The sequence below is a fragment of the Acidovorax sp. Leaf78 genome (genome assembly GCF_001422735.1).
Taxonomy (GTDB): Bacteria; Pseudomonadota; Gammaproteobacteria; order Burkholderiales; family Burkholderiaceae_C; genus Acidovorax.
On record NZ_LMLZ01000002.1, the window covers coordinates 126,701 to 146,199 of the forward strand.

Consider the following 19,499-nt stretch of genomic DNA (forward strand, 5'->3'; position numbering starts at 1 on the left):
AGTCCACCACCAAGGACTCAGATCGGTTAATCTTGCGGTGCGAACGCGCGAAGACCTCGGTCTGAGCACCCTGGGCGGCGGGGCTTCCGAAAGGGGGTTCCGCCGTTTCTTATTTCATGATGGACTCCAGGTTTTTTTGGATGATTGACACTTGTGCTGGCGACAGCTGTCCACCGAGCGCGGCAATGTCGCGCAGTAGCGAGGCGACATGTGTTGGTGTACCTTTACTGACCCTTAAGCCCAGTGCAACGCGTTCAGCTTGTGCAAACTCGGCTAGCCGACGCTGTTCGTTTTGAGGGAGCTGTAGTGCCTGCCCGATCGCTCTTACTTTTGCTAGAGGAGGGGGGGCGCGACGGGTGTTTTCAATCTCGCTGATCGAGGAGGCAGGGAGTTTCGCGAGCTTCGCCAGCTGTTTCTGGCTAAGGCAGCTTCGCTGCCTCAGGTCATAAAGCAGTTCTCCAAAGCATCGTGGAATGGTTGTCGAGTTTTGCAATGACGTTGCCTCACGACGCGAGATCTATTTCAGGTCCAAGTCTGTAATCGGACCATGCTAGGGAGGTCGCGCGCGGCCGTCTAGATACGATGCGAGCTCAGGCGGAGCGTGTTTGCGGAGTGCCGGTTTTTTATCGCTTTGAGCGTCCGAATAGGCTTGTCCGCCTCGGAAGACCATCGGCGATCTTCCGCATAAAAGTATCAAAATGCGCTGGCTTAAGTACCATCGCGAGAATTTTTTTGCCTGCTGCCCGTCATGTTGTTTTATCGCTGAAGCCGGTTGTCATCGCGACTCTAAATCGACGGGATAATCGTTGGGTGTTCGAAGGACCGAAAATAGGGCTAGGTCGCAATGTTCCCATTCAGGGGAACGCACGCATCCCTGCACCACGGTCTCCTCATACAGCCGCTGCACAGCTTCCAAGGCAGCCCCTTCCTCCTGCGCACATCGCAGAATCAGCCGTGGTTCGACCTCCGCAAAAAGCCCGGACAGGATGTCGTTCGCCGCCTTGGTGGCGGCGGACAGTCGTCCCGACGTTAAGGAAAGTGCCACGTCTCCCGCGCTCACAATCCGCCCGTAGGGAGCGTTTAAATGGGTAGCGATCAGGGATGCTGCTGGCATGAGATCTGAGCCGCCTAGGGTTGCCCGCGAGGCACAAACTTCCCGTCGGTCGTGAGGAGGCCTTTCACGGCAGATCCATCGATACCGGTTCGCACGGCGGTGGTCGGATCGTCGGGATCTAGGCTGATCCGGATCGGGTTTTGTTGTTTGATCCGCTCCAGCCCATCAGCGCCGGCGGGATCGCTCAGCACAGCCAGCAGACCAGTCAGCAGATCTGGCCGCTGCTCCAGGCCCTCTCTCACAACCGCGCTTTCCTCCAGCTTGAGCCCGATCGCACAGCAATGTGCCAGCAGATCTCCCAACTGACATCCCCGCTCGTTCGCCAAACGCCGTGCGTTGTCGACCAACTCCCTTGGCAGTTCAATTTCCAGAGGCGTTGTGCGTCTCCGGGTCGTTCGCGCGTTGCTCATGGCATGGTCTCCGTTGCACAAGTGATGTCGCCCACCTGAATCTGCAGCGTGGGCGAAAACTGATCGTTCTCTCCGCGCGACGGTTGACCAAACGAGTACCCCCGAGGATTGCAGACCACGCGAGTACTGTTCACTTCGTAGTCGAAGCTTTCGTGCGTGTGTCCATGGATCCAGAGGTTTGCGTTCCCCATCAGGTGCTCCAGATCGGAGACATAGGCTGGAGTCAGCGAATGCCCGGCGTAGCCCGCAGGAATCGAGCGGGGATGCGGTGCATGGTGCGTCACTACAATCGTTCGCGACGGATCGCCGCTTTTGAACTGCTCTTCAAGCCAGGCGATGCTCTCTCGATGCCGACGCTGAGTCAGTGCGGGAATCACGTGTTTGGAACGCACCCAGTAGAAGTCGGCTGTCCCTGAGCTTCTGGAAAACTTGATCCTTTTGTAGTCCGTCATGCGGTGCTGGGCCTCACGCATGCACTCCTGCGCCGCGTCTGCCCCGTTGATCTCAAAGTCGGTCCACAGGCTGCAGCCCAAGAACCGAAACCCTCCGATCTCCACGCTCTCACGCTCGAGGAAATGGATGCCCAACTCGGCAGCCAGGGTGCGCAGATCGTGCAGGTGTTTGGTCCAGTCACGGGAGTAGAACTCATGGTTGCCGGCCACATAGATCACAGGCTTACCCGCAAAGGCCTGCGCAGCCCAGCGCAGGCCCTTGAGTCCCTCATCGATGTCGCCGGCGAGAACAACCACGTCCGCACCCGCGTCAATGCGCTGGCCTTCGGCATCGACCAATGGCAGTGCATGGTGGTCAAGATGAAGATCAGATAGAACGAGCAGTTTGAGCAGTGGCATACAAAGCTCCTGAGGCGGAGAACTCCTGTTCGGATCGGAGACGGACTGAGCAAAGACGAGCGCTAGTTGGTGCAATCAAGTGCATGCGCCCATGAAAGAGCGGCGCTTTTCCAAACTGCGGGGGGTGGCGCGAAGACTGGTGGGCATGTGGACAAGCTACCGGGCAATAGCGATCGTGTCTAGGGGGGGTCAATGCGCAACGAGTGCGAACGCAAGCTTCTCGAGGCACCTTCGCCACGACGGACGAGAGCTTGACCGGCAGGCGGAGCGGATGAGCAACTCCATCAACACTCCAGCAGTTGAGCTTGTAGGCCTCAAAGACATACGATTCCTTGGGTGACGTCCCATCCCACGTTCACGAAGTGCGTAGTCTCAGTGGGAGCCAGCACATCCCGGTGCAAATGCCCGTGGTAGTTCACAAGCCGGCCGAAACTGTGCTCCACGGTCGCCGGATAGTGGCTCACGAAGACGTTCTGCTCCAGTGCATCCCTCCAAGCCAGGAACGGCACCAAGGCCTCGAATAGAGGGCGTTGTTCACCTGATGACATCTCTGTGAGGTACCGGCATTCCCCTTTCATGGTGAGATCGTGGTTGCCGACCACCAGAACCTTTCGGCCAGGGATGCGCCGAACCCACTCCATCGCCAACTGGTGGTCTCCCATCGCCAGGTCGCCCACGATCACCAGCCACTCGTCATCGCGGACCTTTCGGGCCTGGGAGACCAGGTGCTCGTTCATCTGCGAAACATCGGTGAAGGGGCGGTTGCAGTACCCGATGACATTGGTATGGGACAGGTGCAGGTCCGCAGTCATCCACACCCGCTCACCGCGGACAAGCGCCTGCTGGATTTCTGTGCTGACCGCGGTGACGACGTCGGGCTGCGCCAGCGACAACATGGTCGCGTGCACATCCGGGCGACTTCTCTCGGTTGCGAGAGTGCGCGTGAAGAGGTCCAGAGCGTTGTCGAACTCCATCTCGTCTCCTTAGTTGAAGAGAAACGAATGCAGGAACGACGGCGGGATTGTGAAAGGCATGGCGGGCTCCTGTGTGCGGAGCCCGGTAGGGATGGCCTGAGGGGGGTATGTGCCAGGCTCCGCGGTAAATACTGCGGGCTGGTGGGATCAGAGAACTAGGTCTTCAACCGGATACCAAGCACCGCTCGATGGTCGTGCTAACGACTATCGAGACAGGTCGGACGGAATGGATGCGGCGAGACATGAGAACGATCATCCAGGAGGGTTCGCGCCTTGTCAACAACGCAGCACGGCCGCTTGGAATGGGAGATGGGGAAATGCAAAGGGACGTCCGCGGCAATCCATCTGGACCAGCTGACCAGGTTTCAGTGCACAGGAGGGAAGCCAGGGGGGGTCAATGCTCAACGCTGAACCTACTTCTCCAGAGTCTTTACTGTCACCCCACTGGGGATTCCATCTGTCCAATTGAGCGTCCTGTGGATGCCCGTTTGCAGGGCGGCATCAAGTCGTGCCATCCCGCGTGCCGCAGTTCGCTTGGTGTAGATCGCGATCGCGATCAGCGTGGTCAAGCCAACGCCAAACCCAATCCATGCCGGAGTTTCTGAGCGATAGACGTGACCGTACTTGATGGATGCCCAGAACGGAAAAACAGGGACTGCCAGGAAGCCGAGCACCGGCAACATACACCCGTTCGTGAAGGAGCCGCCGTAGTCCAGAGAAATGGACATGGAGCGTGCCGTATAGACGGACAGCTCCTTGGTCGCAGCGTTGAAAACTGCGACGGGCGTGACGGTGTCTTCATCGCTCCACCCGACGTAGATGATGGTGACGTCCTGGCCATCCCTCAAAGGTATCAGTTGACCGAAGCGGCACTCTTTCTCGGTGCCGTCGGGTTGCTTGATCCACCAGGTGGTGGAGTGTCGATTGGAGTGCGTAAGGTGCGCTCTTTTTGTCGAGGCGGAATACTCCTCCCGATACACCACGTCCGTGTTTTGTTTGACGCCATACGCCGTTCCTGAGATCCCGTAGACGACGAGGTTGCGCTTTCCGATTGGAATGGACACCGTTTCTCCCTAGTTTGCCGTTTTGGTGGTCTGAGTTGGGGATAAAGCGCGAGATGGCCGATCTCCATGTTTCCCTGCAGCGCGGTACATCAACTCGGTTTTGTGAAAGTCAAAGATTGAGTCCATGCCGCTGCAGTCAGCTAATTCCCGGCCGTCCTCCAGCACGTGGATCCAACCGCGGCATGTATCGCCACGAGGCAAAGACGCCTGGCACAGCCACAGCTGCGCGAGCGGATCCAGCGACCATTTACCAGTGCCGTTCACATGGCCTGGCGAGAGCAATCCAATGCGGGTGATCTCGCATTCCGGTACCAGCCGCTCCAGCTCGGATGGGCCAGAAATCAACACACGGGATTGATCCGGGTCATCGGCGCATGCCACCTCGATCCAGAGACGGCATGACACCGAAGCCAATGCCATCTGGCGCCAGAAGCTGACGCTCCCGTCGAGTGCGGGAAAAAGCTGAACTTGGTGGTGGACTTCGGCAAAAAACACGGAGCTGGCTGTGGCGGCTGGCAGCCGCTCATAGGTAAATAGTCGATTTTTCACTATTTTGCCTGAACCCAAATAGTTGGCCGGCCTATGGCCAACATGTTCAAGACGCGGTACAGCCGCAGATATCGTCAGTTTCTGAATGCGCTCTGTGCAGCGCGGGAGTCCGCCGGGCTCACCCAGGTGGAGCTAGCCAAGAGGCTGCGGGTGAGCCAGTCCTGGGTCAGCAAGTGCGAACGGGGCCAGCGACGCCTGGATGTCGTGGAGTTGGAGATTTGGTGCGCGGCTCTTGGGTTGGAGGCGGCCCAGTTTCTGGAGTCGTTCTAGCTCTTCCATGCTCTGCGCCGCCAGGAGCAGGAGGGAAGACGCAGTTGCAGGGGGCCGCAGATGACCACCGTCTGCTGTGGTTGCGTTCGATTTACTAAGCCATGCGCGCGGCGTTCTCGATCACCTGCAGATGATCAGTAATGACACCGCGAAGCTGTACAACGTGCCGCGCATGCAGAGCCAACGGTAGTGCCGGGCGGCTGCTCAGCTGTCAGGACTTTGCGGCCTGACGCATTTTCATTTCGGCCTTGAGTGGGCCCATCTTCACCAATGCTTCAATCTTCGCGAGTTGCTTGATGCGAGGCGTTACTTGTCCCTTCTCCCACCGCGAGTAAGACAGCTGTGAAACCGCGAGCAACGCTGCCATTTGGAGTTGCGTGGCACCGAGTGCACTGCGCATGCTAGCCAGCATCTCCGGCGCAAATACGAACGCCTGGCGTGCAGTCCCTTCTGTAGAACTGGCTTGATCGATTGGTAGACCCGTGCGCACGGCGTTGAATTGGCTCTGGGCTGTTTTCAGCTGGGAAGTGAGGCTCTTCACTTCACGCTTGAGCGCCACAATTTCCGAGCGGTGGGTAGAGATCGCTTTGCGCATGCCCTGGAGTTCAGGCTTGAGTTCCTTTCGCGCCATGCGGATGACCTCTGCGCGAAAAGCGTTGGAAAACGTGTTCATACACCGATGGTAGTGGATCGCTATGTAGAGTGCCCTCGGGCCGTGTCATTGAGGCTGGCGAAATGCGCTGCTAAGCTTCGACGTCCCCATCGACGTGAGACGGAAATGAACGCTGAAGAACGAGAAGTTGCGCTGCAGCGCATGGAGCGTGCAGCCGATGAGTTCTACCGAAGTGCTGTGCAAATCGGCAACCATCCCTTCATTGAGTTCGCGGGTCTGATGAACGAGTACATCACGGCTTGTCGGCAAGCACACGCACAAGGGATTGACTTCAGCCAGTGCAGCAAGCACAACGGCATGGCCTTGCCACTGCACCCGGTCATGTCGGACTACATCAACGAGAAGCTGGAGTGCATTTTCACGGGCGCTAAGGTACTCGACGCAGAGGTGGCTGAGGCAGCTTTTCCTCCGCAATAGGGAGCCAGGCCGCGGGCATTGCTAGACGGCCTGAACAAGTCAGTGCTGGAGTCCGGCTTTCGGCAAGAAATCCACACCTGTGCGCTTCACCAGTTCCTGATAGCTGATCGGCCGGCTCACTATCTCGCCTTCCTGATTTTCCTGCCAATGCGCCCAGGCCTTCTGGGTTGTAGCGTCGTAAACAAGCTTGTACAGATAGGTTGGCACCTTCACCCCACCGCCTCCGATGCGCGGCCCCGCATCAGTGAACACAGGGCCTGTGATGACGAACACGTCCCCTTGGGCCCGTCGCGCATAGTGCCGCGTATCCTGCTCGATCTTGTTCCAGGCACCTCCGTTGTGTTGCGCATTCTGTGGAACCATGTTGGCCAGGCTGAAGCTCTGCGCCATCGCTGTTGGAGTAGGCATGTCGCCTGCAGGCGCCATGTGACCCCGGCTGTATCCTGAGTGCTTGTAGTCTTCCAATTCAGCTCGCTCTGCGCTCGGTAGCCGCGCGTCAGCGAAGAACCGCTTCGCACGCTTCTCGTCGGCGTCTTCGACACTGCGGCGATTGAGGCGTTGCGCAACATAGACGGGCGTCTTGGTCGTGCCACTGTGCAACACTGCGAATGCCTCGTAGCACAACTCACGCAACTGGGGCCGAGATGTGATCACCGGTGGAATGCCGCTGGCAAAGAATTGCGGGCATTGCGCGAAGCTGGTCGGCTGCGGAGTGAGCAGCGCAGTGCTGTCGAACTGAGGAGAACGAGCCCAAGAGAAATGGGGGAGTGAGAAGCCGGCCAGTGACAGGGCCAGCACCGTGACCAAGCGCGTGGAGCGCGGCCTGAAGATCATTCGATTCACAGTAGTAGGTGCAACAAAACGGAGCCCGATTGGAGCATCGTTCCCACCCTCTGGCGGCCCCAGATACTTAGACCCTGCAGGGATTTACAGCTGCTTGCAGCTCAGCTTCCAAAACAAACTGTGCTTCCAGAGGGAGCCCGGTTTATTTCGGCCAGTGGGCGGGATTCAAGACACTCCTCATGGCAGCAGCACCAGCGACATGCCGCCAATGCCACCACCATGGGAAGGCCCGCAACTGCGTCAATTACATGGCGCTGATTTCGCCTGAAGGGATCGTGCCGGTGCGCACGGCTCCAGTAGCCAATTGACTTTCATGTAGTGTTGTGAGTGTCTGACTGACCTCTGTATTCACCGGCCTGCGTTCCAAACTAGGAGCTCGCCTAGTGCTTCGGCAGTGCAAATGCCGTGTGAGGCTAGGTTGAATGCTACTGCCGCCCGATCAACCTTCCGTGACTTTGTAGTTTGATTCATAAAGCGGGCTTCACCCCTTTTCCTTGCTCCATCAATGTATTGCTTTTTTGTTTTGCTGCGGCATCCGCCGCATTTTTTTCTGTTTGAAGCTGAGTAAGCATTCTTGCAGAATCATAAACAGTGATGTTGAAGTTGTTCACCAAACCTTCATCGCCACTTTGGTAAGATGATTCCGCAGCATTGATTTTAGCCGTTACCGAAAATGAACATTGTTGGGTGAAGGATTGCGGTGTATAAATAGGGTATGTGCCTTGATAGCCTGCAGATATTTCACTGAGTGAGGTCGTGCATGGACCGGCATCAGCTACGTGCCCCCCCTTACGAGTGAAAAGCTTTAGGTTGCGATCGAATTCCCATTCGCCTGTGCCAATGCCACCAGATAAAGATTTGCGTGAAGGGGCACCGAATTTCTGCTCAAGCGCTTCCCAAGTCGCTTTGGCGGTTGGACGGGGTGTTTTAGGTGCAAAGGCCTGAGTACGGCTGACGAACCAAACGGCATCAGATTTGTCAGCTAAAACGACAATGTGGTCCTTCTGAACGAATTTTTCGATGCTGGCGTTTGGTGCCATCGACCTAGCACCTGCATCTTCCCTTCCTACACTGATTCGCTCCCGTCCTTCGTAGCCCACAACGCTGCCATTGTTTTGCTTGAGTTCTTTTATAACCAGTCCTGGGCTAATGTTTGACAAAGTCACTTTAGCCTCTTTCAAGGTTGACCCCATTTTGATACCGCCGATGTCAAATGACGGATTCGCGTTGCCCGTGATTGCGAATGAGGTGAAAGCCAACAACGGCAAAAATTTAGAATTCATATTTGATTTAAAAATAGCAAGTCATTAAATTTTTCAAGGTTATGCTTTTAGCAATAACATCCGGCGCTTGATGAGCCTTTTAAATTGAGGGATCGCTATGCCCAATCCTCAGCCGTTAGCCTCTGATAAATTTGCGCGGCTGGGATCTCGTTATTTTCGAAAGAGGAATTGCCTTGAGGATCTTTGATCGTCGACAGTTGCCCATCTTCGTATTGAAGACGTAAGGGCAGGTCATGAGGAACGTAGGCCCCGAGAAATGCGGCATGCTCTTCCACATCCAGCCAAACGTAGTTTTGATTCGGTGAGGAGCGCATAGCCTGCTGATCAAAAATTGGCAAGTAGTCCCGGCACTTCTGACACCAAGCCACAGCACCGATAACCACTATCAATTGGGCGCCAGGCTGCGCTAAACGCTGTGCAAGGGTTTGAGCGTCGCTCCAAGGATCCAGCCTCATGAGTTAAGCGACTCCTCGCCTTGGGCGCGCGTACGAGCGAGTACGCTGTATTGGGTTCGCGCCCTTGATCGTATGTCAGTAGATCGAGCACCCGCAGAAACCAAACGCTGGTTGGCTATCCAACGCAGGGCCTGGGGCGCGTGCCACAGCGCGCTAGCAAGCACTGACTCGTTGACCTGTTGCCCCCCCAAACTAGCCACACCTGGTTGCAGCGCCACCCCGATTTGGGCAATGGCGCTGATGTTGGGCTCGGGCAGTCCTGGATCGCGAATATCTGTGCCGCGTGGTGCTTCCGTAGGCCCACGTGGAGCTAGCGCAAGGCCCTCATTTTGCAGATCGATCCCGGTGAGTGAACTCCATACCCACCCAGCCAAGCGGGCAACCTCTGGGTCCGCCATGTACTGTTCCACTGTCAGCAGATAACGGCCATCACCGTGGTGCAATACAAACCACAAGCTCAGCCGCGGTGGCAGCAATTCAAGCAGCTTGGCAATCCCTGCATGGCCGATAGGTGCGGCCGAACCCAGATGACAGAGCCACCGCATCAATCTGTGCTGTAGTTGACTGCGAGGAAGACCGGACGACGAGGCAAGCTCTTGGACCATCGCGTGAGTGACAAGCCATAAAACACCCGCGGCCTGTGTTTGCAGATCCAGCCGTTGCGCAGGCGTGTACTGTGGCACCGGATGGGATGGATGGCCGTTGACCTGAGAGTCACTTCGCGACGCCGCAGCTATCCAGCCGATTGCGGCCTCTGCGCGAACCCGAGCGGTTGGATCTGAAAACAATGGGAGCAAGGACTGTGGCTGCCCGACAGCTGCCAGCCATCGGCAAGCAGCCGCACGCACGTGTTCGTTCGAACTGGCGATTGCCAATGGCAGCGCGGTACTTACAACGGACCACGCCGACTGCTCCATCCCTATAGGTTGCTCATCTGCAGGCGACGACTGGCGAAGAGCCAAGGCCCGCCATGCCGCTACCACCAGCGGGGCTGGCGTGCGCGGCTCGGCGAGCCAGTGGCAGCACCACCCCAATGAGGTTTCCGCCGGGCCCCAGGCCAACGCAGAAATCAACCCTCTGAGCATGCGTGAAGGATTCGTTTGCACTACTAACCACACATCCGATAGCCATGGGCCAGGCTCAGAATTCTCCAGCGCCAAAAGCGTGCAGACAAAAACCTGCGGTGCACGCTGCCAGCGACGCAGTTGCTCTAGCGCGCAGTCCCAGCCTGCATCTTCGGCCACGCGCAAACCGTCTAGGTGCGCATCCAGTAGCCGGTCGAACTCCATCAATTGAGGCAGACCTACCAAGGGTGAATGCACCGAGGTATCACGCTGCTGCCAATAAAAGGCCGCGTCTCCAGCGTGGCGGGCGACGAGCGGCGCAATGATCGGGGCCACAGAAGTACGCATAGTCACCAAAGGCGGTTCCACTGCTTGCCATCGTTCACCGTGGCGCCGTACATTCCCGCCAGCAGCATGACGCCGTCCCCTACAGCCAGATTGCCCGAACACGATTTGACTTCTGGGGGTACGGGCGCTTCTCGAAGTTTGCCGTCTTCGATGACCCAAAGGCCGTAGTCAGACGTACACCACACCTTGCCACCAAACCACACCATGTCTTTGAACGGCAGGGTCATCTCGTCCTTATGAATGATGGTCCATTTGTCTTCACGGCCTCTCAATACTGAGCCGCTTTGCATGCCGATGTACACATGCCCGTCACCCGCGCAGCACACGCTTTTAAACTGCATGTTGGTAGGCACAGGACACTGGTACCAACGTTTTCCGTCGTAGCGCCATGCATCACCTTCGCCGCCTACGCAATAGATGTCATTTGCACTGAAGCCTGCAATTGCGTCAAAACCCCCCTGTACGAAACTGCCTTTTGCTTCGGGCTTTGGCATCATTTTTCTGTCCACTACGCTTACCCAGTTGTTGGGTCCCAAACGACGACAAACTGCGCGCGCTGGTCCAGTCGCATAGACGCTGCCATCAATTGTTGCCAAGTTGAAGCACGTACTCCATAGTGGCTTGTCAGGATCACCATGGGGAATGGGAGATTCCATGCCACCGTCACCTCCGCCAAGAACTGCAACAGTACAGTCGAGAGCTACAACGACTACTTGATCTCTGGGAACCCGACTTGATGCAATTTTTGGCTGTTCGAATCCCGTCATATTCATGACTCCTATTCGATCGTCGATAGGATCTGAAGGGAAGTAGTTCAATATCCTTCTTCTGCCGTTTGCGGCATCAGGGATTTGCTCGAGCAGTAGAAACGAAAATGATTCTTTGTTGCGAACAGCACAGTCGTACGTCCAAAAGCCGGACAAATGCTCTTTATATTCTGTTGAACTTAACTTCATGAGATTTCTCACTTTGTTTTGCTGGGTTTATCAGCAGTGCCACCACTGGACTGACCAGACTCATTCTTTGGCATGCAATTGAGCTTGTCATAGAACGAATGCAACTGCGCTTCCAAGCATCTTGTTTCACACCCAGACACCGCAAATGCCGACTTGACAGACTTGGCGCCAGCTTCAATCGCTTGATTTTTTGTTATCTGGGCGCCCTTAGGGATGGGTTGCTTGTTCGGGTACTCCAATTTGCCAAGCTCCTTCCCCATATCTTTGTGCACGTCCCCATGAGATCCATGGGTGTTGTTCGTGCCCTCTACACATACCGTGGGAGCTTCGTTGGGCTTGTAGTCGGGGCAGTCTTTGAACATTGAGCTGGGGAGCACGTGGTGTCCGGATTGGCCAGGGCAGCAACCAGCGCCGTCCTTGCCAGCCTTTTCCTTCTCAGTTTCTTTGTATGGCACCAAAGCGCATCGACGAGCTCGAATGCACGGGTTGAGTACGGCAGCACCCTTCATCATGTCGGACACCATTTCCTGCTTTTTGTAGGTGCCGTCTGGATTCTTGTACTTGTCGAGGTGCCCCTTCATGTCCGCAATCTTTGCCTGGGCATCTTTAAGCTTTTGAGAAGCCTCGCTGATTTCGCTAGCGATGTCTGGAAACTCTTTGGCAGCTTGCGCCATATCCATGGCGCCGTCGGCCGTCATGAGAACATTGGCTGCGATACCAACCCACGGTCCTCCCAGAAATGGCGCTACCCGCCCGACAACTTGCTTGCCTGCTGTCTTTGCAGCCTTGTTTTTGATAGCCTGTTCCAACTTCTCTTTGGCCTTGGCTTCTACCGACTGCAATGCCTTGACCCCAAGTTCCTCGGCCATCTGCTCCGGAATCTTTTCCAGTTCCTTGAACATGTCTTCTGGACTGCTAGGCTTGATCATCAAGAATTCACAATGATCGTTCACCCACTGTGCGTTCGGATTGGAGGCCTTGCCGGTATGCGACGGCAGCTTCAGTTTGTTCAAGAGCGGTGGCGCTTCCTTCTTTTGTCTTTCGCTCTTCGCGGACTCCGATTCTGGTTTGCAATTTTTGTCGATAGCACCCTTGTCTTTCGCGCACGCGGCCTTGCTGGCAGCCGTGTCCATGTAGATGTGCCTGCCGGTATTGGGCGCGCCCTTTTGGCTGGCGGCGGGCTTTTTGCCTTGATCTTTCGAGCTGTCTTTTGAGCCCGTTTTCTTTTTGACGGCCATGGTCCTCCCGTACCCCCTCAGGTTTTATGGTTGTGTGTAGTGGGGTCGGTGTGTCTGCATACGTTCAGGCCTTCTACTTTCACGTCAGGAGACCAGTCCACGAAATAGCAGCGTCCTTTGATGGTGTTGCTGACGACACCCATCTTGAATGCATAGGTGGCCGGCTCATTCCCGGTACTCGTTGCCAGATAAGACACGTCCTTTTTGCAGATGGGCGTGCCGCACACGAAAACGGTGGTGCTACCGTTTGCCAGATCGCGGGCATATGCGGTGTTGGGATAGGGGACGGGAATGCCGATCTTGGGTGGCTTTGGTGGGCTGTGGCATACGTCCGGAAAACATGCGGCAGCAACTCCATCAGCAGCTTGGGAGCAAAACTCATCATCGTTGGCGTAAACGTGGGTTTCCATTGAACTCTTTCAAAGTGCAGGTATGGACCTGTCGCGCGGCGCTTGCTGGTGACGAACCACAACGGCACTTCGAAGCCCATCGTCGTTCGCTAGATGGATGACTCCGCAATCGCCTGGCCCATCGGGCCTTGGCAGCAGGTGCTGCAGCCAAGCGAGCATGAGTGCGCCTGTAGCTGCACCGACTTCGCCTGCACAGTCAGCAGTGGTGTACACCATGGGGGTAGTGCCGCCGTCCACTGCCACGCGCGTAAATGCGTTGGCAGCTTCGCCAGCAAAAAAACCTTCCCCGTTCTGATCGCTCATGCGAAATGCCAAGTCGTTGCAGTCGATGTCGGCTTGGTCGAAGGCTGTTCGCAATGCGCGGCTCAGGCCTTGAGCACGGCTGGGCACGCTCCCGTCGGGACGGCCAGGCTCTTCGCCACGGCCCCAGCCCACGATGTGCAGTCCTGGCACGTCGGGAGGAGCCAATTCGAGTAGCACGGCGGCCGCCGCTTCTCCCGGAATGAACCCGTCGCGATTGCCGGGCACCAACAATCGATCTGCCCGCAGATAGTGGTTGACGGTTTCAGCATTCAAGAAGCTGTCAATGCCAAGCACGAGAACCTGCTTGCAAACTCCTTCGCTCAACAGTTCGTGTGCTTTGTCCAAAACCGGTGCCAAACCTGCACGGCCCGTTCGCACGATTTCAGAATTCGAATGCAGCTGCGCAGATGGAATGCTCGATAGAGTTAGCTGTTGGAGATGGCTCAGATCTATCGCACAACGATCATTTTCTGCAGTCAAAACAATGGTCAAAAGTCGTGTGTCTTGCAGCACCACGCCTTGGCTCAGACAGTCATCGATAGCGTGAGCCATCCAGCGCACAAGACGTGCTGTCCCCCAAGTTTCGTTGTCGGGCAGCCTCGCTACGCGTATTGCCTCGCCGTTGGAGGTAACAAATTCGCCCTCCTGAAAATGGTCCATGCCTGCACGCATGGCGCATGAGGCGGCCTTTGCGGTGTAACCGACTGAACAGCAGAGACCCACCGACGCAACGCGCAAAGTCTTATCGGTGGCGCCGTTTTGCAGGGTCGCCATCCATGAGCTTTTCATTTCAAGTCACCTGCCTTGCTGGTTGCCCGCAATTCGTGCAGTCGCTTTCATCCAGGCCCAGAGATCGCGCTCTCCACCACTGTTCATCCAGCGGGCCCACCGCGATGGTGTTGAATTCCTGGATACGACGACGGATCGGCACGCTGGCTCTCCACACCACGCTAAAACGTGCCGCTTCCGTCTCGAAGAAAAGGGTGTCGACGTGAACAGTTGGCATCTCAACGCTGTAGTCTTTGCGCAAGATACGCACTTGTAGCTGGTTAAGTGGCGGAAGCTTGAAGCGAATGTGGGGCTGTTTGGGATTCATGTGCACGAGCTGTACTTGCTCCCCGCCTTGCAAATAGGCCACACGTTGATCGGCCGGTGCGCTCTGATGAAATCGATCGTCAAAGTCTTCAGGCAAAAACGGAAATACATCACGACGCCATGTCGCGTCGTACGTACCAGCGTACTGGCTGCGCTCTGGGACGTTGGCGCTGATGGCGTTCAGTCCAATAGGAAAATGTGCTCCGTCAGGTTGCCTTACCGGATCTTCGAATGCCTCCAAACATGGCATAGGTTGGTTTGCCATCTCGCCAATGGTGTGGGATCCAGCCCAACCAAGTCCCACGGGATTGGCATCGAAAGCTTCTGTCAAAGTGTCTCCACTTTTGACATACGTGCGGGTGGCACCGAACCCCAAACCCAGATGAAGAGGCATGCTTACAAACGGCTCGGGCGGGGATGGCTCGTAGCTCAGGAGTGACCGCTTCCAAGTGCGGTGGCCCCACACTTTGACCTGCTTTTGCCACGCGCCCACCTGTGCCTGCACGGCCAGCGCAATCATTGGCTGTCCGTCGGGACTGTGGGCGCAAGCATCAAAAAGAATGTCGCATTGCGGCTTGTAGCGCACCAAGTCAGCAGCGTGGCGCACTGCCGATGCACCCGGTTCACCGTAATGTTCGTCTGCATGCGCCAAAGGGCCTGCTGGAATGGGCCTTGGCCTTTGACCCGGTTCTGGCAAGGTCCATGTTCCCTTGGTGACCACCACCAAATGCTCTTGGCCCCGCACATCCAAAGCGGGAAAGACTTCAGTGCGTAGCAACTGATTTCCCTGAACGATATCCATGTCTGCCAACCCCTGGTCAGTTGATCTGCACTGAACCACCGCGTATGCGGTTGCTGGCGCTAGCATGTGTGGTCACATAGGTGCCGCGTATCTGAATGCTCCCGTCTTCACAGAGGAGAATGACCGCTTCGCCGCAGCGCAACTCCAATTCGCTTTGGGCTTGTACCACCACTCTATGACCGTTGTGCGTTATCTGCATCCCAGCTGCATCGAACTGTCCGGCCTGTGTTTGATACTGCTGTGCCGGAGTGCCGTGCATCATCAAACCCAACACGATTGGCCGGTATGCATCGGCTCCTTCAAAACCCAAGGCCACAGCGTGCCCCACATGGTGCGCTTCAAGTTGCACCATGCTGACAGCGGCCACTGCCTGTAGTTGCAAGCTGGGGATGTCTACGAGAATCTCGCGCGTCTGTGGGTCAACGCCGCTCAAGTAACCAATGGCAATGCCCTCAGCCTTCAAAGAAGTAGCTGCCGCCTTTGAGCGGTCAGGCGAGGCTGTCTGTTGGTGCAAAAGTGCCTGAAACGCGGCATCCGGAGAGCCCGATTTCGTAGAACTCCCGAGGTCGTCGGAAAGCGGCGCTATCGAAGCGTTGCCGGCGGGCTTGGGGCTACTAGTTTTCAAGGATCTTCGCTCCCTTCATGGTGATATTTCCATCGGCGGTGATCACTTGCTCACCTGTCATGGTCACGGTCAAGTCGTGCCCGTTGAGCGTGACAGTTCCATCCTTTTTCATGACGAAGGTGCTGGCTCCAACGCTCAAGGTGATGGAGTCTGCATCCATGAAAATGTTGGAGCCACCACCACCACCGCCTTCTCCACTCCCAGCCGCACCACCCGAAGGCGCTACGATGTTCTTGGGGCCCCCGGCTCCTGCTGCGCCGCCGGCTGCAGTTCCGCCCGAGCCCCCACCGCCCCCGCCAACCGTGAGTGCGTACTTGGTGCCTACGGTGGTGGTCTTGTCGCTGCCCACCTTGGTGCTCTGGTCCTTGCCTACCAGGGTGGCCATCACCGCGCCAACGTTCAGGTTGTAGACAACGCCCACGTTTTCCATGCGCCCCACACCGACGTTCTGCATGTAGGCGATGCCGACGGTTTCGGTCTTGAACTTACCCACCTTGATGGACCAGTTGCTGCCGATCTTGTCCTTCTCGTTCTTGCCCACCGTTTTGGTGCGGTTGATGCCGATCTTGAAGGTCTGGTTGTCGCCGATGTCCACGGTCTCGTTGTGGTCCACCCGCTCCTTGCGGTTGCTGTGGATGGTGATGGTCTCGTCGCCATCGACCTCTTCCGTGCGCCAGCCGTGCACGGTGATCTTTTCGTTGCGGTCCACCGTCTCGGTACGGTCCCGGTGGATGGTGTTGGTCTCGTCCCGGTCGATGGTCTTCTCGCGGTCGCGGCCCACCCACTTTTCTTCATCGTTCTCGACTTCGGTCAGCTGGTCTTTTTGCGCGTGCAGCCACAGTTGCTCTTGCCCGGCCTTGTCTTCAAAGCGCAGGGCGTTGGCATCGCCTGGACCGTTCTTCATCCCGGCGCCCGCAGCACCGCCTTTGCTTGAGCGGGTCTTTATGCCCGATTGGGTCTGGTTGGCCGGCAGCGACCACGGGGGCATGTTGTCGGCGTTGTAGACCACGCCCACGATGATGGGCCGGTCCGGGTTGGCGTCGATGTGGTCCACCAACACTTCCATGCGGATGCGCGGTATGGCGATAGCACCAAAGTTCGAACCTGCCCAACTGCTGGAAAACCGCATCCAGCAGCTGGAGTTTTCGTCCATCGCGCCGATGCGGTCCCAGTGGAACTGCACTTTGACGCGGCCGTACTTGTCGCAATAGATCTCTTCCCCAGGCGGGCCGACCACCCAGGCAGTCTGCAAGCCCTGTGTGCGCGGCTTCGGCGTAATACGCGCGGGCCTGAACGCCCGCGTGGTGGGCAATGCCTCGAGGGCAAACCGCTGTGTGGAGCCCACACTTGCGTCGCTCACCTGTACGTTCTCTGTGAAGTGGTAAGTGACCGATATCAGCAAGTGCTGCACGTTCTGGTCTTCGCGCGGGTAGTTGCGCAGCGTCATGAAGCAGCCTGTGGCGCCCACCAGGTTTCTGGCGTTGCCCTGGCCTGCTACACGCTCGTGCGCGGCGATGTGCTCTTCGACGCGGACCTTGGCGTAGTGCTCCCCTTGGTCGTACTCCGTAAACTGCCCCGGAAACTCATAGGTCTCGAATCCGTCGTTGGCATGGCCCGGCGGCATTTTGCGCGTATTGGTCAGATCGGCGCGGGGCTTCTTGAAGTCGAAATCGTCCGTCGCCACTTTGCCCGAGCGCAATCCCTGCGTGAAGTCCCAGTCATCCAGGTTCTCCTCTCGGGCCACCGCGGCCTTTTCAGGAGGATAGAACGGTAGTCCGCCTCCGGCCATGGGCTCGTGCGAGCTGATGGTGTCATCGCAGAACACCAACGTGTGGCTGCCGCTGGAATGTTTGAAGTGAAAGTAGATACCCAGGTCTTCTGCCAAGCGGCACACCAGGTTGCAGTCGCTTTCTGAGTATTGAACCAGGTACTCGACGGATGGATAGGCCTTGGTCAGCCGGAACTCCATGGGCTCACCGTACTTGCCCAGGACATCACGAATGATGTCGGGCACGGTCATGTTCTGAAAGATTTTGAAGTCTGTCTTGCGTGTGGCCAGCCACAGCCAGGGACGCATTTCCAGGAAGTAACTGTACTTGGAGGCGTCCTGCCCCCGCATGCCAAACCGGCTGATCACGCCATTGAGATACCGCTTACCGCCGCCGTCTGTCTCCACCTCGACCGTTGCCGACTTACCGAGTAGCGCCTTGGGGTCCACGGTTTTGGACTCGCTGATCACCTGCACATTGAAGGTAAAGAGCCTGCTGAGTTCTTCCGTGCCATGGAGTTGGCGCAGTTGCAGCGTATCGCCCAGCGGGGTGTTGATCTTGGTGCGGCGTTGGCTCATGGAAAGCGAAAGGTCGATGGTGTGGGTATAGGTACAACGCGCACGTCGATACCAAGGGGCCGGGCGATGCTAGCAGCGGGAGATGAAGTAACTTGTTGCGAGATTGCATGCATTGAGCCAATTTTTTGCAACTGATCGCAACAGTACCGCGCCACATCGTGGAAGACATATTGCAGGCCTCATTCTTTTTGTATGCTCCTGCGCCACGACAATTCCAAGTCGCGTGAGGAGCCGGCTCCTTATGCGGTACGCCTTTTTCCCGATGCGCTGCTGTGAAAAATTCAAAGCTGTCTCAGAAGCCTATTGATCGGCAGAATCTGCTGCGAAAGATGCCGTCAACAGGCTCGCCGCGCTTTTATGGGATTTACCGTCAGGTATCACGCGCAGGTGGGGTGTCGTGGCGGGTATGCCTCAGCCGTAGAGGGCGCTCGTTTGCAAGGACTTTTTCCGTCAAGCGCTATGGAAGCGACGAGGCGGCCATCCACGCAGCACTGGCATACCGTAACAAGGTGGTCAGTGAGCACGCAATGGTGAGCAAGCGGGAGAACCACGTCATTTTGCGGGCCAACTGCCACTCCGGCATTCCTGGCGTTCGCTTGAGCAAAACCAGCGCGTCGGAGCGGTGGATCGCCAGCATTCGGTTGAGCGAGGGGGGTTCTACCTCCGCGTCGTTTTGCGTCAAGAAGTATGGCTTTGAACAGGCTTTTGAATTGGCGGTGCAAGCGCGCAAACAGATGCTCGCGCTCGTAGTGGACCAAAAAACTTTTCGCGCGCCATGCGACCCGGTGTTGGCGCTTGCGCCGCAGTGTCTCGTGACCGACGTGGTGGTGCCTTTGACATCTGGCTCGGTCACGGCAGTATCGCGGCCGAGCAACGACGTCCAGGGGGTCTTCCGTTTCATCTATCGAAGGCGGCGCCCCGATGGCACTTTGCTGGAAAGCCCGATGTGGGGCGCTGAATACCGATGGCCGGACAAGGGGATCACAAGGCGCACCTACTCAGTCACAAGATTTGGGGAAGATGTCTCCAGACAGATGGCGGTAGACCAGCGTGCCGTATGGGACCAACATCCCCCCGACAAGCCCTTGAAAGGTGCGACGAGAAAAGGACGCCGAGCCAGCCGTAAACCGATTTGCAGTATGCATCGCAAACTCCAGCGATCACGATCCGATGGACGAAGTTTGGCTTACTGGCAAGTGACCTATCGCTTCCCAGGCGATGGGCATCAGCGTACCGCTACATTCAGCGTGACGCGCTACGGCGAGGACGGAGCACGCACACTTGCGGATGCGCAGTGCCAAGAGTGGCTGCGCGAGCCACCAGCCAAGCGCGTTGCACAAACAGGCACCACAGCGGCTGATAGGCTGCCCCGTGCGCCTAGGTCACGAACTGTCAAACACTGATGTGG

Annotated in this window: 21 protein-coding genes; 3 read left to right on the forward strand and 18 right to left on the reverse strand. The window is 57.1% G+C overall.

Going from position 1 to position 19,499, the window contains the following annotated elements:
• Positions 1 to 109: 109 nt before the first annotated feature.
• The 7 genes from ASF16_RS27085 to ASF16_RS25850 all read right to left on the reverse strand — a co-directional run bounded on the left by ASF16_RS27085 (position 110) and on the right by ASF16_RS25850 (position 4,908).
• A complete protein-coding gene (locus tag ASF16_RS27085; RefSeq protein ID WP_162241049.1) occupies positions 110 to 493 on the reverse strand; it encodes a helix-turn-helix transcriptional regulator in 384 nt (127 codons plus the stop codon).
• A 282-nt stretch (positions 494 to 775) separates the two neighbouring features.
• The gene (locus tag ASF16_RS25235; protein ID WP_082516723.1) at positions 776 to 1,114 is read right to left on the reverse strand and encodes a hypothetical protein; all 339 of its coding nucleotides are present in this window, start codon (positions 1,112 to 1,114) and stop codon (positions 776 to 778) included.
• A 14-nt stretch (positions 1,115 to 1,128) separates the two neighbouring features.
• Positions 1,129 to 1,524, reverse strand: coding sequence for a hypothetical protein (locus tag ASF16_RS03705; protein WP_056162915.1), 396 nt, complete (start codon positions 1,522 to 1,524; stop codon positions 1,129 to 1,131).
• Positions 1,521 to 2,375 (reverse strand): metallophosphoesterase, encoded by an 855-nt coding sequence (locus ASF16_RS03710; protein WP_056162917.1) that lies wholly within the window; start codon positions 2,373 to 2,375, stop codon positions 1,521 to 1,523. The genes ASF16_RS03705 and ASF16_RS03710 overlap by 4 nt, the downstream gene beginning before the upstream one ends.
• A gap of 314 nt (positions 2,376 to 2,689) precedes the next feature.
• On the reverse strand, positions 2,690 to 3,349 hold the full coding sequence (locus tag ASF16_RS03715) for a metallophosphoesterase (protein WP_056162920.1): 660 nt from the start codon (positions 3,347 to 3,349) through the stop codon (positions 2,690 to 2,692).
• A 413-nt stretch (positions 3,350 to 3,762) separates the two neighbouring features.
• Positions 3,763 to 4,413: a hypothetical protein gene (locus tag ASF16_RS03720; RefSeq protein ID WP_156371904.1), complete on the reverse strand. Its 651-nt coding sequence runs from the start codon at positions 4,411 to 4,413 to the stop codon at positions 3,763 to 3,765.
• A 9-nt stretch (positions 4,414 to 4,422) separates the two neighbouring features.
• Positions 4,423 to 4,908: a hypothetical protein gene (locus ASF16_RS25850; protein ID WP_156371906.1), complete on the reverse strand. Its 486-nt coding sequence runs from the start codon at positions 4,906 to 4,908 to the stop codon at positions 4,423 to 4,425.
• A gap of 96 nt (positions 4,909 to 5,004) precedes the next feature.
• Here ASF16_RS25850 and ASF16_RS03725 point away from each other — a divergent pair, with 96 nt between their 5' ends.
• Positions 5,005 to 5,232: a helix-turn-helix domain-containing protein gene (locus tag ASF16_RS03725; protein ID WP_056163033.1), complete on the forward strand. Its 228-nt coding sequence runs from the start codon at positions 5,005 to 5,007 to the stop codon at positions 5,230 to 5,232.
• A gap of 211 nt (positions 5,233 to 5,443) precedes the next feature.
• Here ASF16_RS03725 and ASF16_RS03730 read toward each other — a convergent pair whose 3' ends face one another.
• On the reverse strand, positions 5,444 to 5,905 hold the full coding sequence (locus tag ASF16_RS03730) for a helix-turn-helix domain-containing protein (protein WP_056162927.1): 462 nt from the start codon (positions 5,903 to 5,905) through the stop codon (positions 5,444 to 5,446).
• A gap of 105 nt (positions 5,906 to 6,010) precedes the next feature.
• On the opposite strand from ASF16_RS03730, the gene ASF16_RS03735 reads away from it, so the two are divergent.
• Positions 6,011 to 6,322, forward strand: coding sequence for a hypothetical protein (locus ASF16_RS03735; RefSeq protein WP_056162928.1), 312 nt, complete (start codon positions 6,011 to 6,013; stop codon positions 6,320 to 6,322).
• 39 nt (positions 6,323 to 6,361) lie between these two features.
• On the opposite strand, the gene ASF16_RS03740 is transcribed toward ASF16_RS03735, so the two are convergent.
• The 10 genes from ASF16_RS03740 to ASF16_RS03770 all read right to left on the reverse strand — a co-directional run bounded on the left by ASF16_RS03740 (position 6,362) and on the right by ASF16_RS03770 (position 18,091).
• Entirely contained in the window at positions 6,362 to 7,156 is a 795-nt protein-coding gene (locus tag ASF16_RS03740) for a DNA/RNA non-specific endonuclease (protein WP_056162929.1), read from the reverse strand.
• A 476-nt stretch (positions 7,157 to 7,632) separates the two neighbouring features.
• On the reverse strand, positions 7,633 to 8,448 hold the full coding sequence (locus ASF16_RS25855) for a hypothetical protein (RefSeq protein WP_156371908.1): 816 nt from the start codon (positions 8,446 to 8,448) through the stop codon (positions 7,633 to 7,635).
• Positions 8,449 to 8,543: 95 nt separating this feature from the next.
• Complete coding sequence (locus ASF16_RS25860; RefSeq protein ID WP_156371910.1) at positions 8,544 to 8,903, reverse strand: thioredoxin; 360 nt, start codon at positions 8,901 to 8,903, stop codon at positions 8,544 to 8,546.
• Between the two features lie 1,414 nt (positions 8,904 to 10,317).
• Positions 10,318 to 11,271: a hypothetical protein gene (locus ASF16_RS26640; protein WP_156371912.1), complete on the reverse strand. Its 954-nt coding sequence runs from the start codon at positions 11,269 to 11,271 to the stop codon at positions 10,318 to 10,320.
• An 8-nt stretch (positions 11,272 to 11,279) separates the two neighbouring features.
• Positions 11,280 to 12,509, reverse strand: coding sequence for an HNH/endonuclease VII fold toxin-2 domain-containing protein (locus tag ASF16_RS03750; protein WP_082516724.1), 1,230 nt, complete (start codon positions 12,507 to 12,509; stop codon positions 11,280 to 11,282).
• Positions 12,510 to 12,526: 17 nt separating this feature from the next.
• Positions 12,527 to 12,919: a DUF4150 domain-containing protein gene (locus tag ASF16_RS25240; RefSeq protein ID WP_082516725.1), complete on the reverse strand. Its 393-nt coding sequence runs from the start codon at positions 12,917 to 12,919 to the stop codon at positions 12,527 to 12,529.
• A 9-nt stretch (positions 12,920 to 12,928) separates the two neighbouring features.
• Entirely contained in the window at positions 12,929 to 14,011 is a 1,083-nt protein-coding gene (locus tag ASF16_RS25870; RefSeq protein WP_156371914.1) for a hypothetical protein, read from the reverse strand.
• A gap of 1 nt (position 14,012) precedes the next feature.
• Positions 14,013 to 15,119 carry a DUF2169 domain-containing protein gene (locus ASF16_RS25245; protein ID WP_162241050.1) on the reverse strand — a complete coding sequence of 369 codons (1,107 nt, stop codon included), beginning with the start codon at positions 15,117 to 15,119 and terminating at the stop codon, positions 14,013 to 14,015.
• Positions 15,120 to 15,135: 16 nt separating this feature from the next.
• The gene (locus ASF16_RS03765; protein ID WP_156371916.1) at positions 15,136 to 15,744 is read right to left on the reverse strand and encodes a DUF6484 domain-containing protein; all 609 of its coding nucleotides are present in this window, start codon (positions 15,742 to 15,744) and stop codon (positions 15,136 to 15,138) included.
• Complete coding sequence (locus ASF16_RS03770; protein ID WP_056162940.1) at positions 15,734 to 18,091, reverse strand: type VI secretion system Vgr family protein; 2,358 nt, start codon at positions 18,089 to 18,091, stop codon at positions 15,734 to 15,736. Before ASF16_RS03770 ends, ASF16_RS03765 begins: the two co-directional genes overlap by 11 nt.
• 272 nt (positions 18,092 to 18,363) lie before the next feature.
• On the opposite strand from ASF16_RS03770, the gene ASF16_RS25250 reads away from it, so the two are divergent.
• Positions 18,364 to 19,494, forward strand: a complete 1,131-nt coding sequence (locus tag ASF16_RS25250) for an AP2/ERF family transcription factor (RefSeq protein WP_082516727.1) — start codon at positions 18,364 to 18,366, stop codon at positions 19,492 to 19,494.
• Positions 19,495 to 19,499 lie beyond the last annotated feature (5 nt).

Excerpts from the sequence above, each read along its gene's own strand:
- ASF16_RS03770 (WP_056162940.1), bottom strand. The coding sequence starts at position 18,091 with ATGAGCCAACGCCGCACCAAGATCAACACCCCGCTGGGCGATACGCTG.
- ASF16_RS03710 (WP_056162917.1), bottom strand. The coding sequence starts at position 2,375 with ATGCCACTGCTCAAACTGCTCGTTCTATCTGATCTTCATCTTGACCAC.
- ASF16_RS25240 (WP_082516725.1), bottom strand. The coding sequence starts at position 12,919 with ATGGAAACCCACGTTTACGCCAACGATGATGAGTTTTGCTCCCAAGCT.
- ASF16_RS26640 (WP_156371912.1), bottom strand. The coding sequence starts at position 11,271 with ATGAAGTTAAGTTCAACAGAATATAAAGAGCATTTGTCCGGCTTTTGG.
- ASF16_RS03730 (WP_056162927.1), bottom strand. The coding sequence starts at position 5,905 with ATGAACACGTTTTCCAACGCTTTTCGCGCAGAGGTCATCCGCATGGCG.
- ASF16_RS25245 (WP_162241050.1), bottom strand. The coding sequence starts at position 15,119 with ATGGATATCGTTCAGGGAAATCAGTTGCTACGCACTGAAGTCTTTCCC.
- ASF16_RS25860 (WP_156371910.1), bottom strand. The coding sequence starts at position 8,903 with ATGAGGCTGGATCCTTGGAGCGACGCTCAAACCCTTGCACAGCGTTTA.
- ASF16_RS25855 (WP_156371908.1), bottom strand. The coding sequence starts at position 8,448 with ATGAATTCTAAATTTTTGCCGTTGTTGGCTTTCACCTCATTCGCAATC.
- ASF16_RS03735 (WP_056162928.1), top strand. The coding sequence starts at position 6,011 with ATGAACGCTGAAGAACGAGAAGTTGCGCTGCAGCGCATGGAGCGTGCA.
- ASF16_RS03725 (WP_056163033.1), top strand. The coding sequence starts at position 5,005 with ATGTTCAAGACGCGGTACAGCCGCAGATATCGTCAGTTTCTGAATGCG.
- ASF16_RS03740 (WP_056162929.1), bottom strand. The coding sequence starts at position 7,156 with ATGATCTTCAGGCCGCGCTCCACGCGCTTGGTCACGGTGCTGGCCCTG.
- ASF16_RS25870 (WP_156371914.1), bottom strand. The coding sequence starts at position 14,011 with ATGAAAAGCTCATGGATGGCGACCCTGCAAAACGGCGCCACCGATAAG.
- ASF16_RS03715 (WP_056162920.1), bottom strand. The coding sequence starts at position 3,349 with ATGGAGTTCGACAACGCTCTGGACCTCTTCACGCGCACTCTCGCAACC.
- ASF16_RS25235 (WP_082516723.1), bottom strand. The coding sequence starts at position 1,114 with ATGCCAGCAGCATCCCTGATCGCTACCCATTTAAACGCTCCCTACGGG.
- ASF16_RS03705 (WP_056162915.1), bottom strand. The coding sequence starts at position 1,524 with ATGAGCAACGCGCGAACGACCCGGAGACGCACAACGCCTCTGGAAATT.
- ASF16_RS03750 (WP_082516724.1), bottom strand. The coding sequence starts at position 12,509 with ATGGCCGTCAAAAAGAAAACGGGCTCAAAAGACAGCTCGAAAGATCAA.